This window comes from Pseudomonas sp. FP2338 (assembly GCF_030687515.1).
Classification (GTDB): Bacteria; Pseudomonadota; Gammaproteobacteria; order Pseudomonadales; family Pseudomonadaceae; genus Aquipseudomonas; species Aquipseudomonas salomonii.
On record NZ_CP117436.1, the window covers coordinates 5,030,278 to 5,046,498 of the forward strand.

13 protein-coding genes are annotated in these 16,221 nt (G+C 60.5%); 11 read left to right on the forward strand and 2 right to left on the reverse strand.

Annotated features, from left to right (window positions below):
• Window positions 1-12 precede the first annotated feature (12 nt).
• The 11 genes from arcA to PSH96_RS22835 all read left to right on the forward strand — a co-directional run bounded on the left by arcA (window position 13) and on the right by PSH96_RS22835 (window position 13,084).
• Window positions 13-1,269: an arginine deiminase gene (arcA, locus tag PSH96_RS22785; protein ID WP_305455246.1), complete on the forward strand. Its 1,257-nt coding sequence runs from the start codon at window positions 13-15 to the stop codon at window positions 1,267-1,269.
• A gap of 69 nt (window positions 1,270-1,338) precedes the next feature.
• The gene (locus PSH96_RS22790; protein ID WP_064453904.1) at window positions 1,339-2,349 is read left to right on the forward strand and encodes an ornithine carbamoyltransferase; all 1,011 of its coding nucleotides are present in this window, start codon (window positions 1,339-1,341) and stop codon (window positions 2,347-2,349) included.
• A gap of 140 nt (window positions 2,350-2,489) precedes the next feature.
• On the forward strand, window positions 2,490-3,419 hold the full coding sequence (gene arcC / locus PSH96_RS22795) for a carbamate kinase (protein ID WP_058422252.1): 930 nt from the start codon (window positions 2,490-2,492) through the stop codon (window positions 3,417-3,419).
• An 18-nt stretch (window positions 3,420-3,437) separates the two neighbouring features.
• Window positions 3,438-3,800 carry a DUF5064 family protein gene (locus PSH96_RS22800; protein ID WP_305455251.1) on the forward strand — a complete coding sequence of 121 codons (363 nt, stop codon included), beginning with the start codon at window positions 3,438-3,440 and terminating at the stop codon, window positions 3,798-3,800.
• A gap of 172 nt (window positions 3,801-3,972) precedes the next feature.
• A complete protein-coding gene (locus tag PSH96_RS22805) occupies window positions 3,973-5,481 on the forward strand; it encodes a sigma-54-dependent transcriptional regulator (protein WP_305455253.1) in 1,509 nt (502 codons plus the stop codon).
• A 453-nt stretch (window positions 5,482-5,934) separates the two neighbouring features.
• Window positions 5,935-6,318 (forward strand): glycine cleavage system protein GcvH, encoded by a 384-nt coding sequence (gene gcvH, locus PSH96_RS22810; RefSeq protein ID WP_200433835.1) that lies wholly within the window; start codon window positions 5,935-5,937, stop codon window positions 6,316-6,318.
• A 10-nt stretch (window positions 6,319-6,328) separates the two neighbouring features.
• Window positions 6,329-9,166, forward strand: coding sequence for an aminomethyl-transferring glycine dehydrogenase (gene gcvP, locus PSH96_RS22815; RefSeq protein WP_305455256.1), 2,838 nt, complete (start codon window positions 6,329-6,331; stop codon window positions 9,164-9,166).
• 189 nt (window positions 9,167-9,355) lie between these two features.
• Window positions 9,356-10,732 carry an L-serine ammonia-lyase gene (locus PSH96_RS22820; RefSeq protein WP_305455258.1) on the forward strand — a complete coding sequence of 459 codons (1,377 nt, stop codon included), beginning with the start codon at window positions 9,356-9,358 and terminating at the stop codon, window positions 10,730-10,732.
• A 39-nt stretch (window positions 10,733-10,771) separates the two neighbouring features.
• Window positions 10,772-11,896: a glycine cleavage system aminomethyltransferase GcvT gene (gene gcvT, locus PSH96_RS22825; protein WP_305455260.1), complete on the forward strand. Its 1,125-nt coding sequence runs from the start codon at window positions 10,772-10,774 to the stop codon at window positions 11,894-11,896.
• Window positions 11,897-12,288: 392 nt separating this feature from the next.
• On the forward strand, window positions 12,289-12,501 hold the full coding sequence (locus PSH96_RS22830; RefSeq protein ID WP_014339904.1) for a cold-shock protein: 213 nt from the start codon (window positions 12,289-12,291) through the stop codon (window positions 12,499-12,501).
• 94 nt (window positions 12,502-12,595) lie between these two features.
• Entirely contained in the window at window positions 12,596-13,084 is a 489-nt protein-coding gene (locus PSH96_RS22835; RefSeq protein WP_017139142.1) for an RDD family protein, read from the forward strand.
• 135 nt (window positions 13,085-13,219) lie between these two features.
• On the opposite strand, the gene nadA is transcribed toward PSH96_RS22835, so the two are convergent.
• Window positions 13,220-14,278 (reverse strand): quinolinate synthase NadA, encoded by a 1,059-nt coding sequence (nadA, locus tag PSH96_RS22840; RefSeq protein ID WP_305455264.1) that lies wholly within the window; start codon window positions 14,276-14,278, stop codon window positions 13,220-13,222.
• 237 nt (window positions 14,279-14,515) lie between these two features.
• Entirely contained in the window at window positions 14,516-16,093 is a 1,578-nt protein-coding gene (locus PSH96_RS22845) for a lactate dehydrogenase (protein ID WP_305455266.1), read from the reverse strand.
• Between the last annotated feature and the right edge of the window lie 128 nt (window positions 16,094-16,221).

A 16,221-nucleotide genomic window follows, 5' to 3' on the forward strand; every position in this document is an offset into this window, starting at 1 on the left:
GGAGGATTTGTAATGACCACGGAAAAAGTGAAGTACGGCGTACATTCCGAAGCCGGCAAACTGCGCAAAGTCATGGTGTGCTCCCCAGGTTTGGCCCACCAGCGGCTGACCCCCAACAACTGCGACGAACTGCTGTTCGATGATGTGTTGTGGGTGGCCCAGGCCAAACGCGACCACTTCGACTTCGTGACCAAGATGCGCGAGCGGGACATTGATGTGCTGGAAATGCACAACCTGCTGACCGATATCGTCGCCATCCCGGAAGCGCTGGACTGGATCCTGGAACGCAAGATCACCGCCAATACCGTTGGCCTGGGCCTGGTCGATGAAGTCGGCTCGTGGCTGCGCAGCCTGGAGCCGCGCAAAATTAGCGAGTTCCTGATTGGCGGCGTGTCGGCCGATGACCTGCCGAGCAGCTTCGGTGGCCGAACCATCGAGATGTTCCGCGACTTCCTCGGCCACTCAAGCTTCATCCTGCCGCCGCTGCCCAACACTCAGTTCACCCGCGACACCACCTGCTGGATCTACGGCGGTGTGACGCTCAACCCGATGTACTGGCCGGCGCGACGTCAGGAAACCCTGTTGGCCAGCGCCATCTATAAATTCCACCCCGAGTTCACCAACGCCGACTTCCAGATCTGGTACGGCGACCCCGACCAGGAACACGGTGCCGCCACGCTGGAAGGCGGCGACGTGATGCCGATTGGCAATGGCGTGGTGTTGATCGGCATGGGCGAGCGTTCTTCGCACCAGGCGATTGGCCAACTGGCGCGCAACCTGTTCAAGAACAAAGCCGTGGAGCGCGTGATCGTTGCCGGCCTGCCGAAGTCCCGCGCGGCGATGCACCTGGACACCGTGTTCAGCTTCTGCGATCGCGACCTGGTGACCATCTTCCCCGAAGTGGTCAACCAGATCGTGCCCTTCACCCTGCGCCCGGATGAAAGCAAGCCGCACGGCATCGACATCCAGCGGGAGAAAACCAACTTCCTCGAAACCGTGGCCGCAGCGCTCAACCTCAAGGCACTGCGTGTGGTCGAGACCGGCGGCAACAGCTTCGCCGCCGAGCGCGAGCAATGGGATGACGGCAACAACGTGGTGGCCGTGGAGCCTGGCGTGGTGATCGGTTACGACCGCAACACCTACACCAACACCCTGCTGCGCAAGGCCGGTGTGGAAGTCATCACCATCAGAGCCGGTGAACTGGGCCGCGGCCGTGGCGGTGGCCACTGCATGACCTGCCCGATCATCCGCGACCCAATCGACTATTGATTTTTTGGCCTTGGCCGCTGCTTATCCAGCAGCGGCCAGGGGGATAACCGAAACCTAAGGAGATCCATCATGGCTTTTAATATGCGCAACCGCAGCCTGCTCTCGCTGATGCACCACACTACCCGCGAGCTGAACTACCTGCTGGACCTGTCCCGCGACCTCAAACGCGCCAAGTACACCGGCACCGAGCGTCCGCACCTGCAAGGCAAAAACATCGCGCTGATCTTCGAAAAAACCTCGACTCGCACCCGTTGCGCGTTCGAAGTGGCGGCCCATGACCAAGGCGCCCACGTCACCTATATCGACCCGGTGTCGTCGCAGATCGGCCACAAGGAAAGCATGAAAGACACCGCCCGCGTCTTGGGCCGCATGTTCGATGCCATCGAGTACCGTGGCTTTGAGCAGGAAATCGTTGAAGAGCTGGCCAAGTTCGCCGGTGTGCCGGTGTTCAACGGCCTGACCGCCGAATTTCACCCGACCCAAATGATCGCCGACACCCTGACCATGCGCGAGCACAGCGACAAGCCGCTGCATGACATCAGCTACGCCTACCTGGGCGACGCGCGTTACAACATGGGCAATTCGCTGCTGATGATCGGCGCCAAACTGGGCATGGACGTGCGCATCGGCGCGCCGAAAGCGCTGTGGCCACACGAAGATTTCATCAAGCAGTGCCAGGCCTTTGCCGAAGAAAGCGGCGCGCGCATCACCATCACCGAAGACCCGAAAGAAGCCGTCAAAGGTGTGGACTTCATCCACACCGATATCTGGGTGTCGATGGGTGAGCCGGTGGAAGCGTGGGACGAGCGTATCGAGCAACTGCTGCCGTACCAGGTCAACGCCAAGATGATGAAAGCCTCGGGCAACCCGCGCGTGAAGTTCATGCACTGCCTGCCGGCGTTCCATAACAGCGAGACCAAGGTAGGCAAGGACATCGCCGCGCGTTATCCGAACCTGGCCAATGGCGTGGAAGTGACCGAGGACGTGTTCGAGTCGCCGGCCAACATCGCGTTTGAGCAGGCGGAAAACCGCATGCATACCATCAAGGCGATTCTGGTGTCGGCGCTGGCGGATATCTAACCCATCAAGCTGGTAATGCGCTCCCATGTGGGAGCCGGGCTTGCCCGCGATGGCGGTCTATATGATCCACCGCTATCGCAGGCAAGCCAGCTCCCACATTAACCGCGTTCCTTCAGCCACGCTTTTAGAAGGACATTTTTATGCGCATCGTCGTAGCCCTGGGCGGCAACGCCCTGCTCCGCCGTGGTGAACCCATGACGGCGGACAACCAACGCGCCAATATCCGCATCGCCACCGAACAGATCGCCAAGATCCACCCCGGCAACGAGCTGGTGATCGCCCACGGCAATGGCCCGCAAGTCGGCCTGCTGTCGTTGCAGGCGGCGGCCTACACCCAGGTTTCGCCCTACCCGCTGGACGTGCTCGGCGCCGAGACCGAAGGCATGATCGGCTACATCATCGAACAGGAACTGGGCAACCTGCTGGACTTCGAGGTGCCGTTCGCCACCTTGCTCACCCAAGTGGAAGTCGACGCCAAGGACCCGGCCTTCCAGAACCCGACCAAGCCGATTGGCCCGGTGTACTCCAAGGCCGAAGCCGAAAAACTTGCGGCTGAAAAAGGCTGGGCCATCGCCCCCGATGGCGATAAATACCGTCGCGTAGTGGCCAGCCCACGCCCCAAACGCATCTTTGAAATCCGCCCGATCAAGTGGCTGCTGGAAAAACGCGCCATTGTGATTTGCGCCGGTGGCGGCGGCATCCCGACGATGTATGGCGAAGACGGCACGCTGCGCGGTATTGAAGCGGTGATCGACAAAGACCTGTGCTCATCCTTGCTGGCCTCGCAGCTGGACGCCGACTTGCTGGTGATCGCCACCGATGTGAATGCGGCTTTTATCGACTTCGGCAAGCCGACCCAGAAGGCCATCGGCCAGGCCCATCCCGATGACATGGAGAAGCTCGGCTTCGCCGCCGGCTCCATGGGGCCGAAGGTACAAGCGGCCTGCGAGTTCGCCCGTCAGACTGGCAAAACTGCCGTCATCGGTTCACTCTCGGACATCGAAGCCATCGTCCAGGGCAGCGCCGGCACACGTATCAGCACGGCAAAACCTGGCATCACCTACCTGTGAAGTAGAGGAGAAACACCTATGGCCACCTTTGAACCCGGTCACCTGCACATCGAACGTCACGCGCTCAACAAGGATGACTACAGCTACAACCTGTGCATCGACTACGAGGTCAGCCAGGATCCAAAGGAAGGCAAGGGAATGCTCTTCAAGCTGCACGGCTCGGTGCAGGGCAAGGACCTCAAGGAGGAATTCTTTTTACCCAAGGACCAGGCCTTCGACTTTGCCCGGCATGCGATGAACATCGCGCAAAAATATGGAATGCCGAAGGTTGCGACGCTTAACGGCTCGATGCACAAGCAGTACGACTCGATGTTTGAGGATATAAGGCATCAGCTGGATGTGAAGTCCGGCGATCCGGTCAAGCCCGAACACTTGGAATAAGAACACCGTAAGTCCAATGTGGGAGCTGGCTTGCCTGCGATGACGGTGGATCAGTCACCGAAAGTATCGGCTGACAAACCGCTATCGCAGGCAAGCCAGCTCCCACATTTTGATCTCCCTGCGCTCCAAGGCATACTTGCGGCCTCTCGCTCTGCAGATTTGTCGCCATCCCATGCGTATCCACGTCAGCTTCATCGACCGCGTCGGCATTACCCAGGAAGTCCTGGCCTTGCTCGGTGGGCGCAATCTCAACCTGGATGCAGTGGAGATGGTGCCGCCCAACGTGTATATCGACGCGCCGACCCTGAGCGCCGAGGTGCTCGAAGAACTGCGCGATGCACTGTTCAGCGTGCACGGCGTACAGGCGGTCACCGTGGTGGATATCCTTCCCGGCCAACGTCGCCACCTGCAACTTGACGCGCTGCTGGCGGCCATGACCGACCCGGTGCTGGCCCTGGACAGCGCGGGCAAGATCCTGCTGGCCAACCCGGCGCTGATCGCGCTGTATGGCCGCGAACCGGCGGGCGAAAGCATCAGCGCGTTGTTCAACGACCCGGCGCTGCTGGAGACTTTGCTCGAACAGGGCTTTCGTTTGCCGTTGCGCGAGATCAGCGTCAACGGCCAGACCTTTTTGCTCGACGCCACGCCGATCACCGACGCCGGCGCCCTGCTGACCCTGTACCAACCCAATCGCATCGGTGAGCAACTGTCGGCGCTGCATCACGACCATGCCGAAGGGTTTGATGCATTGCTGGGCGAGTCGCCGGTGATCCGCACCCTCAAGGCGCGGGCGCAACGGGTGGCGGCGCTGGATGCGCCGCTGTTGATCCAGGGCGAAACCGGCACCGGCAAAGAGCTGGTCGCGCGCGCCTGCCATGCCATCAGCGCACGCCACAGTGCACCGTTTTTGGCCTTGAACTGTGCGGCGTTGCCGGAGAACCTGGCCGAAAGTGAGTTGTTCGGTTATGCGCCTGGCGCCTTTACCGGCGCGCAGCGTGGTGGCAAGCCCGGGCTGATGGAGTTGGCCAACCAGGGCACGGTGTTCCTTGATGAAATTGGCGAGATGTCGCCGTATTTGCAGGCCAAGCTGCTGCGGTTTCTGAATGACGGCAGCTTTCGCCGGGTGGGCGGCGACCGTGAAGTGAAGGTCAATGTGCGCATCCTCAGCGCTACTCATCGCGACCTGGAGAAGATGGTCAGCGAGGGCACCTTCCGCGAAGACCTGTTTTACCGTCTTAATGTGCTCAACGTCGAAGTGCCGCCACTGCGCGAGCGCGGCCAGGACATTCTGCTGCTGGCCCGCTACTTCATGCAGCAGGCCTGTGCGCAGATACAGCGCCCGGTGTGTCGCTTGGCGCCCGGCACTTACCCGGCCCTGCTGGGCAACCGCTGGCCGGGCAATGTGCGCCAGTTGCAAAACGTGATCTTCCGCGCCGCCGCCATCTGCGAAAGCAGCCTGGTGGACATCGGCGACCTCGACATCGCCGGTACCTCGGTCGCCCGCCAGAGCGACGGCGAAGTCGACAGCCTGGAACAAGCGGTGGAAGACTTCGAGCGCAACCTGCTGGAAACCCTCTACGCCAGCTACCCCTCGACCCGCCAACTGGCGAGCCGCTTGCAAACGTCCCACACGGCGATCGCCCATCGCCTGCGCAAGTACGGCATTCCCAATAAGCCCTGACTGAATAAATGCGGTCCATATGTGGGCGGTAGCTTGTGTGGGCACTGGCTTGTGTGGGAGCTGGCTTGCCTGCGATAGCATCACCTTGGTCTGCCTGATACACCTAGGTGCCTGCATCGCAGGCAAGCCAGCTCCCACACAAGCCCGCTCCCACATGGACGGCATTCCAGATTTTGGTCTGAGAACGACATCCGCTGTACTGAAAGCGCTACAGCGTAACGATATCGCTACAACCCTTTTTTTTACGCGCCATGCAAGGCTTTGATCCACATAGGCTTTTTTTGGTGTGCTCAAGTGTATCGAAATCGCTACAGCTGAAAATCATATCGTCATCACCAAAATAGTTAAGACGTTGATTTATAACAACTTAATAACATTGGCCGCGATATTGCTAAGTAACTCCCCATTATTCCAATCCCGTCCACCAGACGAATCTGGCCCTGAGGAGTTTCCATGAGCGAGTTGCGTTTCACTGAAGATCACGAATGGCTGCGCGCCGAAGCCGATGGCAGCGTCACCGTGGGTATCACCGCTTTCGCGCAGAACGCGCTGGGTGATGTGGTTTTCGTGCAACTGCCGGAGTTGCAGGCTTACGACAAGGGCGCCGAAGCCTCCACCGTGGAATCGGTGAAAGCCGCCAGCGGCGTGTACATGCCGCTGACCGGTGAAGTGCTGGAAGTAAACGACGCACTGAGCGACAGCCCCGAACTGGTTAACGAAGACCCGATGGGCGAAGGCTGGTTCTTCCGCTTTAAACCCGCCGATGCTGATGCAGTGGCTAAGCTGTTGGATCAGGATGCGTACGACCGCCTGATCAAAGCCAACGCTGAAGCCTGAGGAGCGCGCCATGACCATCAATCTCAGCACCGCCAACGAATTCATCGCCCGCCATATCGGCCCGCGCCAGGAAGATGAGCAGCAGATGCTCGCAAGCCTGGGCTTTGATTCCCTCGAAGCCCTCAGCGCCAGCGTGATCCCGGAAAGCATCAAGGGCACCAGCGTGCTCGGCCTGGAAGACGGCCTGAGCGAAGCCCAGGCCCTGGCCAAGATCAAGGCCATCGCCGGCAAGAACCAGCTGTTCAAGACTTACATCGGCCAGGGCTACTACAACTGCCACACGCCGTCACCGATCCTGCGCAATCTGCTGGAAAACCCGGCCTGGTACACCGCCTACACCCCGTATCAACCCGAGATCTCCCAAGGCCGCCTGGAAGCGCTGCTGAACTTCCAGACTCTGATCAGCGACCTCACCGGCCTGCCGATTGCCAACGCGTCCTTGCTCGACGAAGCCACCGCCGCCGCCGAAGCCATGACCTTCTGCAAGCGCCTGAGCAAGAACAAGGGCAGCAACGCTTTCTTCGCCTCCGTGCATAGCCACCCACAGACCCTCGACGTGCTGCGCACCCGTGCCGAGCCGTTGGGTATCGACGTGGTGGTGGGCGATGAACGCGAGCTGACCGACGTCAGCGCGTTCTTCGGCGCCCTGCTGCAATACCCGGCCAGTAACGGTGATGTATTTGATTACCGCGAACTGACCGAGCGTTTCCACGCTGCCAATGCCTTGGTCGCGGTCGCCGCCGACCTGCTGGCCCTGACCCTGCTGACCCCGCCGGGTGAGTTCGGCGCCGACGTGGCCATCGGCAGCGCGCAACGCTTCGGCGTGCCGCTGGGCTTTGGTGGCCCGCACGCGGCGTACTTCTCCACCAAGGATGCGTTCAAGCGTGATATGCCGGGCCGTCTGGTCGGTGTGTCGGTCGACCGTTTCGGCAAACCGGCCCTGCGCCTGGCCATGCAGACCCGCGAGCAACATATCCGTCGCGAGAAAGCCACCAGCAACATCTGCACCGCTCAGGTACTGTTGGCCAACATCGCCAGCATGTACGCCGTGTACCACGGCCCTAAAGGCCTGACCCGGATCGCCCAGCGCATTCACCAGCTGACCGCGATCCTGGCCAAAGGCTTGACCGCCCTGGGCCTTAAGGTTGAGCAGGCAAACTTCTTCGACACGATCACCCTCAACACCGGCGCCAACACCGCCGCCCTGCACGACAAGGCTCGTGCACAGCGCATCAACCTGCGTGTAGTCGATGCCGAGCGCGTTGGCCTGTCGGTTGACGAAACCACCACCCAGGCCGATATCGAAGCCTTGTGGGCAATCTTCGCCGACGGCAAGGCGCTGCCCGCCTTTGCTGCGACTGAAAGCACCTTGCCCGCCGCGCTGCTGCGCCAGTCGCCGATCCTCAGCCACCCGGTGTTCAACCGTTACCACTCCGAAACCGAGCTGATGCGCTACCTGCGCAAGCTGGCCGACAAAGACCTGGCGCTGGACCGCACCATGATCCCGCTGGGCTCGTGCACCATGAAACTCAACGCCGCCAGCGAAATGATCCCGGTCACCTGGGCTGAATTCGGTGCCCTGCACCCGTTCGCCCCGGCCGCACAGAGCGCCGGCTACCTGGAGCTGACTTCCGATCTGGAAGCCATGCTCTGCGCGGCCACCGGTTATGACGCGATTTCCTTGCAACCGAACGCCGGTTCCCAAGGTGAATACGCAGGCCTGCTGGCCATTCGTGCTTACCACCAGAGCCGTGGCGAAGAACGCCGCGACATCTGCCTGATCCCATCGTCGGCCCACGGCACCAACCCTGCGACCGCCAACATGGCCGGTATGCGCGTGGTAGTCACCGCCTGCGATGCACGCGGCAACGTCGACATCGAAGACTTGCGCGCCAAGGCCATCGAGCACCGCGAACACCTCGCCGCGCTGATGATCACCTACCCGTCCACCCACGGCGTGTTCGAAGAAGGCATCCGCGAAATCTGCGGGATCATTCATGACAACGGCGGCCAGGTGTACATCGACGGCGCCAACATGAACGCGATGGTCGGCCTGTGCGCACCGGGCAAGTTCGGTGGCGACGTGTCCCACCTTAACCTGCACAAAACCTTCTGCATCCCGCACGGCGGTGGCGGCCCGGGCGTTGGCCCGATTGGGGTTAAATCCCACCTCACGCCATTCCTGCCAGGCCACGCGGCCATGGAGCGCAAGGAAGGCGCCGTGTGCGCGGCGCCATTTGGCAGCGCGAGCATCCTGCCGATCACCTGGATGTACATCAGCATGATGGGTGGCGCGGGCCTCAAGCGCGCCTCGCAACTGGCGATCCTGAACGCCAACTACATTTCCCGTCGCCTCGAAGAGCATTACCCCGTGCTCTACACCGGCAGCAACGGCCTGGTGGCGCACGAATGCATCCTCGACCTGCGCCCATTGAAAGACAGCAGCGGCATAAGCGTAGATGACGTGGCCAAGCGCCTGATCGACTTTGGTTTCCATGCGCCAACGATGTCGTTCCCGGTGGCGGGCACCTTGATGATCGAGCCGACCGAGAGCGAATCCAAGGAAGAACTGGACCGCTTCTGTGACGCCATGATTGCCATTCGCGAGGAAATTCGCGCAGTGGAAAACGGCACCTTGGACAAGGACGACAACCCACTGAAAAACGCCCCGCACACGGCGGCTGAAATCGTCGGTGAATGGAGCCACCCGTACAGCCGTGAACAGGCGGTGTACCCGGTGGCGTCCTTGATCGAAGGCAAATACTGGCCGCCGGTTGGCCGGGTCGACAACGTGTTTGGCGACCGTAACCTGGTGTGTGCGTGCCCGTCGATCGAGAGCTACGCGTAACCTGACAGACTGAACACGGTCAATGTGGGAGCTGGCTTTTGTGGGAGCTGGCTTGCCTGCGATGCAGGCACCTCGGTCTATCAGGTAGACCAGGGTGATGCTATCGCAGGCAAGCCAGCTCCCACACAAGCCCGGTTGCTACATTGACCGAGCCAGTCTTCAAAAATAATAAGAAACCGGAGAACAACCATGTCCCTTAGCGTGTTCGACCTGTTCAAGATTGGCATCGGCCCCTCCAGCTCCCATACCGTCGGCCCGATGCGTGCGGCGGCTCGATTCGTCGAAGGCCTCAAACGTGACAACCTGCTGAACACCACCCGCGGCATCAAGGTGGAACTCTATGGCTCACTGGGCGCCACCGGCAAAGGCCACGGCAGCGACAAGGCCGTGTTGCTGGGCCTGGAAGGCGAACACCCGGACACCGTGAATACCGAAACCGTCGCCGCACGCCTTGCGCAAATGCGCAGTGACGGTCGCTTGAACCTGCTCGGCGAACACAGCATTGCGTTCAACGAGAAAGAACACCTGGCGATGATTCGCAAGCCTCTCGCCTACCACCCCAATGGCATGATTTTTCGCGCCTTCGACGCCGCCGGGATCCAGATCCGCAGCCGCGAGTATTACTCGGTCGGTGGCGGGTTTGTGGTGGATGAAGACGCCGCCGGCGCTGACCGGATCGTCGAAGACACCACGCCGCTGACCTTCCCTTTCAAGCACGCCAAGGACTTGCTCGGCCATTGCGCCACCTACGGGCTGCCCATCAGCCAGGTGATGCTGACCAATGAAAGCGCCTGGCGCCCGGAGGCGGAAACCCGCGCCGGTTTGCTGAACATCTGGCAGGTGATGCAGGACTGCGTAGATGCCGGGTGTCGCAACGAAGGTATCTTGCCCGGCGGCTTGAAGGTCAAGCGCCGTGCGGCGGCGCTGCATCGGCAGCTGTGCAAGAACCCGGAATCGGCGCTGCGCGACCCGTTGTCGGTGCTCGACTGGGTCAACCTGTATGCGCTGGCGGTCAACGAAGAAAACGCCAACGGCGGGCGCGTCGTCACCGCGCCCACCAACGGTGCGGCCGGGATTGTGCCGGCGGTGTTGCATTACTACATGCGCTTTATCCCCGGTGCGAACGAGGACGGCGTGGTGCGCTTTCTGCTCACCGCCGCCGCCATCGGGATTTTGTACAAGGAAAACGCCTCGATTTCCGGCGCCGAAGTCGGCTGCCAGGGCGAAGTCGGCGTGGCCTGTTCCATGGCTGCCGGTGCTTTGTGCGAAGTGCTGGGCGGCAGCGTGTCCCAAGTGGAAAACGCCGCCGAGATCGGCATGGAACACAACCTCGGCCTGACCTGCGACCCGATTGGCGGGCTGGTGCAGGTGCCGTGCATCGAGCGCAATGCCATGGGCTCGGTCAAGGCGATCAATGCGGTGCGCATGGCTTTGCGTGGCGACGGGCAGCACTTCGTCTCGCTCGACAAGGTCATCCGCACCATGCGCCAGACCGGCGCCGATATGAAAAGCAAATACAAGGAAACCGCCCGTGGCGGTTTGGCCGTCAACATTATCGAGTGCTGACGCCCACCCGCGCGTCCGCACGTTTTTCAGGAGCTGAACATGTCCACCGAAACCCTGTTGAAAACCCCATTGCACGCCCTGCACATCGAGTTGGGCGCGCGCATGGTGCCCTTCGCCGGCTACGACATGCCGGTGCAATACCCGCTGGGCGTGATGAAGGAACACCTGCACACCCGTGATCAAGCCGGGTTGTTCGACGTGTCCCACATGGGCCAGATCCGCCTGACCGGCGCCAACGCCGCCAAGGCCCTGGAAACCCTGGTGCCGGTCGACATCACCGACCTGCCCGTGGGCATGCAGCGCTACGCCATGTTCACCAATGACCAGGGCGGCATCCTTGACGACCTGATGGTGGCCAACCTGGGCAACGACGAACTGTTCCTGGTGGTCAACGCGGCCTGCAAGGATCAGGACCTGGCCCACCTGCGCAAACACATTGGCGAGCAGTGCAGCATCGAACCGCTGTTCGAAGAGCGCGCCCTGCTGGCCCTGCAAGGCCCGGCGGCAGTGAAAGTGCTGGCGCGCCTGGCGCCGGAAGTGACCAAGATGACCTTCATGCAGTTCGCCACCCTGCGCCTGCTGGGCGTGGACTGCTACGTGAGCCGCTCAGGCTACACCGGTGAAGACGGTTTTGAGATTTCCGTACCGGCGGCCAATGCCGAGAGCCTGGCGCGCAGCCTGCTGGCCGAAACCGAAGTTCAAGCCATCGGCCTGGGCGCCCGCGATTCCCTGCGCCTGGAAGCCGGCCTGTGCCTCTACGGGCATGACATGAACACCGAGACCACGCCGATTGAAGCCAGCTTGCTGTGGGCGATCTCCAAGGCCCGTCGCGCCGATGGCGCACGTGCCGGTGGCTTCCCCGGCGCCGACCGCATCTTCACCCAGCAGCAAGCCGGTGTAAGCCGCAAGCGCGTGGGCCTGCTGCCACAGGAACGGACCCCGGTGCGTGAAGGTGCGGAAATCGTCGACGAACACGGCACGGTGATCGGCAGCGTGTGCAGCGGCGGCTTTGGTCCAACCTTGGGCGGGCCGCTGGCCATGGGTTACCTGGACAGCGCATTTATCGCACTGGACACCGAAGTGTCTGCGTTGGTACGTGGGAAAAAGGTGCCACTACGTGTAAGTAAAATGCCATTTGTACCGCAACGTTACTACCGTGGCTGATTGACTGTTCCTATAAGTAACGCGGTTGCGTTAATGCGCACTAATTTGTAACGCAACCGCCATAAAAGAGTGCATTGACGATAGTCATTTTTATAGACACCGACCTATAACAAGTGAGTTACGCTATCGAATATGCGGGATCCACTTTTAGTCAACGAAGTGTCATATGGCCGAGCAAAACCTGGGGGTTCTGCGGGGCTTGTTTTTTCCTTATTAGTTGACGTAGAGTTTAGCCACTGTGTTTGCATGGGTCGCTTGGAACCTGGACCTGGGCAGTAGCCATAAGTTTGCTACAACCCGTTCGACGTCTCTTACTTTCCTGCAACCCAGCCCAGTACTCTTTCATGTGAAAGGGGCTGTCATTAATTTTTAGCGTCAAAGGAAAGAAGAAAATGGCTGATCGTCAGAGCGGTACCGTCAAGTGGTTTAACGACGAGAAAGGGTTTGGTTTTATCACTCCAGAAAGCGGTCCGGATCTGTTCGTGCATTTCCGCGCTATTCAAGGCAACGGCTTCAAGAGCCTGAAAGAAGGCCAGAAAGTCACCTTCGTTGCCGTGCAAGGCCAGAAAGGCATGCAGGCTGACGAAGTACAAGCAGAAGGCTGATCCTTACTGCGACAAAAAGCCCCTGATGGTGACATCAGGGGCTTTTTTATGTGCGTTTGCTCGTAAAATGGCTTTTTTCTCAAGAGAGACGGCCATGCCCAAACCTTTGTTGAGCCCCCAAGGCGAATTCCCCGCCGTTGGCCTGGGCCGTCGTCTGGCAGCGATGTTCTATGACTTCCTGTTGTGCACTGCCCTGCTGATCGTCACCGCGTTTATCTACAAGCTGGTGTGGATGGCGTTTATCGGCGAAGCCAGGATGCGCACGCTCACCGAGTCCGGCGCGCTGGACGGTGACCCGCTGCTGTCAACGATTCTGTTTTTTGTGCTGTTTGGTTTCTTCGCCAAGTTCTGGACCCATTCCGGGCAGACATTGGGCATGCAGGTATGGGGCGTACGCGTGCAGAACGCCGACGGCTCGCGCATCAGCCTGTGGCAGGCGCTGCTGCGGTTTGTGGTGGCGATTGCGTCGTGGTTATGCGTGGGGCTGGGGTTTGTCTGGTCGGTGTTTGATAAGCGCAAGCGCAGTTGGCATGACATCTACTCGGATACGCAATTGGTGCGAGTCCCCAAGCAGAAAAAGTAACCCAAGAACACTAGAGATCAAGTGTGGGAGCTGGCTTGCCTGCGATGGCGGCCTATCAGTCAATATTGCTGTGACTGAATGACCGCTATCGCAGGCAAGCCAGCTCCCACATTGTGTTATGTGTTCAACTTCAGGTCAGGCGTTACCCGCCAGTTTCAAGCGCGCAGCCTGGGTAAAGTCCAGCATGCGCTTGAGCGGGCGCACGGCGTGGGGGATCACCGAGGGCTCGACGAAGATCTCATTACTGCCCTCACGCAAACATTGCAGCGTGCGCTCCAGCGTATTCATCGCCATCCACGGGCAATGCGCGCAACTGCGACAGGCCGCGCCGTTGCCGGCGGTCGGTGCCTCAACGAAGACTTTATCCGGGCACAACTGCTGCATCTTGTAGAAGATGCCGCGGTCGGTGGCCACGATGAAGGTCTTGTTCGGCAAGCGCTGGGCTGCGGCAATCAGTTGGCTGGTGGAACCCACCGCGTCCGCCAGCTCGATCACCGCCGTCGGCGATTCCGGGTGCACCAGGATCGCAGCGTCCGGGTACAGCGCCTTCATGTCTTCAAGTTGCTTTGACTTGAACTCTTCATGGACGATGCACGCGCCGTCCCACAGCAACATGTCTGCGCCGGTCTGGCGCTGAATGTAAGTACCCAGGTGCTTGTCCGGGCCCCAGATAATCGTCTCGCCGTTGTCCATCAGGCTTTCGACGATTTCCAGCGCACAGCTGGAGGTCACCACCCAGTCGGCCCGGGCTTTGACCGCCGCCGAGGTGTTGGCGTACACCACCACCGTGCGCTCGGGGTGCTGGTCGCAGAACGCCGAGAACTCATCCACCGGGCAGCCAAGATCCAGGGAGCAGGTGGCTTCCAGGGTGGGCATGAGGATGCGTTTTTCGGGGGTGAGGATTTTGGCGGTCTCGCCCATGAAACGTACACCGGCGACCAATACCGTCTTGGCCGGGTGGGCCGCACCGAAGCGGGCCATTTCCAGGGAGTCGGACACGCAGCCACCGGTTTCTTCGGCCAGGGCCTGAATCACCGGGTCGCAATAGAAGTGCGCAACCAGCACCGCGTCCTGAGCCTTGAGCTCGGCGGCGATGGCGCTGCGCAGGCTCGCCTCTTCATCGGCACTCAGCGCCTTGGGCTGCTTGGCGTCGAGGTGGGCTTGAACCAGTAGGCATTCGGAAATTTGCGTCATGTTCGCAAGACCTGCAAGCGCAGTAAGCGCGAAAGTCGAGTGTACCACCGGCTTTGGAGCCCTTCGGGCGCCGCCGGACGAAGTGATTGTGTTCATCAAGCACGGGTAAAGCTGCGCAAGGCTACAGAATATCGTATCGATTCAAAAGCCTAATCTGGGATTGCGCGGTACGCCGAGCGGGCAAAAAAAAACGGGAAGGCTCATCACTGAGTCTTCCCGTTTTGATCACGACGAGTGTCAGCGCATCAACACATCCGGGTCGTCCTGCAACATGACCGCGTCTTGCATCTTCGTCAGGGCATTTTTCAACGTCGACTGCTCCAGCGCATCCTTGGACTTTCTGCTTTCCTTGGCCGCGTGCTCAAGCAGCGCCAGGTAATCGCGCTTGGATGAACCTTCCTTGGGCACCACGCTGTCTTCCACCAGGTTGGCCATCACATATTTCTGCGTGTGGGTGTTCTGGGACGCCGACTGGGTGACCGAGGCATGGGTCAACTGGCCGTCTTTATAGGCAAAGCTCGCGGTGCTGCTGGCCTTGTCCAGGACTTGCACATACAGATAATTCTGCGATTCACGGCTGCCGTCGAAGATCGGCGGTTTGCCGCCGTCGAGGCCTTTGTGAAAGTTCGCCGACAGCAGCGACTGCTGATGCTGGGTGACGCTACGGTCCGCTGTGCTGCGGCCATTGACCTGGGTTTTCTGTGACACGTTGTAGGAAAAGCTGTCGACCTCTGAAGGGCGCATCGGGTTGGAGGCGTCGACGGCCTGCTTGATCGAGGCCTTGAAGTCCGCCAGGCCAGTCAACAAGCCTTTGTCAGTCGGGTTCTGGGTCAAGGCATTCGATGCGGTGGCGCTGGGTGGGTAGTTGCTGTTCATGGCGCTGAAGGCGTCCTTGAACATGGCCATGAAGTCCGCATTTGCACTGCCGCGTTTTTCCACCCGGTCGAACTGGGCCAGGTAGGTTTGCAGCGCCTTGGCCTGCTGCTTGGCATTGCCGAGGATCGCCGCGTTTCTCAGGTCCACCGTGAGGTCAATCTGACCCGCCGGGCCACTCATGCGCGTGGTACGGCTCTCGCTGTCGGCATGAAAGGCCAGAGTAATGTCCTCACCGTTCGAGGCCTTCACCTTGGCATTGAGGTCCACCGACGACAGCAGCTTGGCGTCGAACTGAGTCAGCTTGCTCAAGTCGAGTTTCGGCGGCACGGCGGTCAGCCCGTCGACCGAGGCCTGGAATGCGCTGCCCAACTGGCCGACGGCCTTGAGTTCATCGGCGGTCAACTCCCCGCCTTCTACAGTGGCCTGTACGCCCAGGCCATCTTTCTGGCTGGACAGGCTGAACGTCACCGTCTTGCCGCTGGCAGTCTTGATGCTGAGGCTGACTTGGTTGTCGGCCTTGCTGTGCAGCAGCGTCTGGTCCGCCTTGATTGCATCGGTGTCGCCGGCGCGGTCAGCGGTGGTGTTGAGCAGCGACTGGGAAATAGCGGCACCGCCACCTTTGGCGAATTGGTCCACCAACGCAGCGCCCAGCCCACTGTAGCGGCTGGCCGTAGTGACCGAGTGGAAGTTGGAGTTGATGACCCAGGTGATCGAATCATCGCTGTTGTTTTCCCAGGTCCGCACGCTTTCCTGGCCGGGCAACAAGCCGTTTCGAGAATAGGTATCGACGACATCGGCTGCCGGATTGCCAAGGCTGACCACTGCGGAAGGCCGCGTCGGTGAGACGTCGACAGTGTTCGCCAGGGTGGCGGGAGGCGCGGTGGTCGCAGCCCGAACAATAAGGGGATTGGTCGCGATAACAGGCGTTAACGTAGTCATGACAGTCCATGTCTTAAAAGCTGAGTAGCTTTCAATCTAACCAACACGCGCCGTAAATGACAGCATTGATGTCAACAAAACTGGCAAAGAGCCATGCCAAAAAACTGGCTCTTCGCCGGATTGCATCG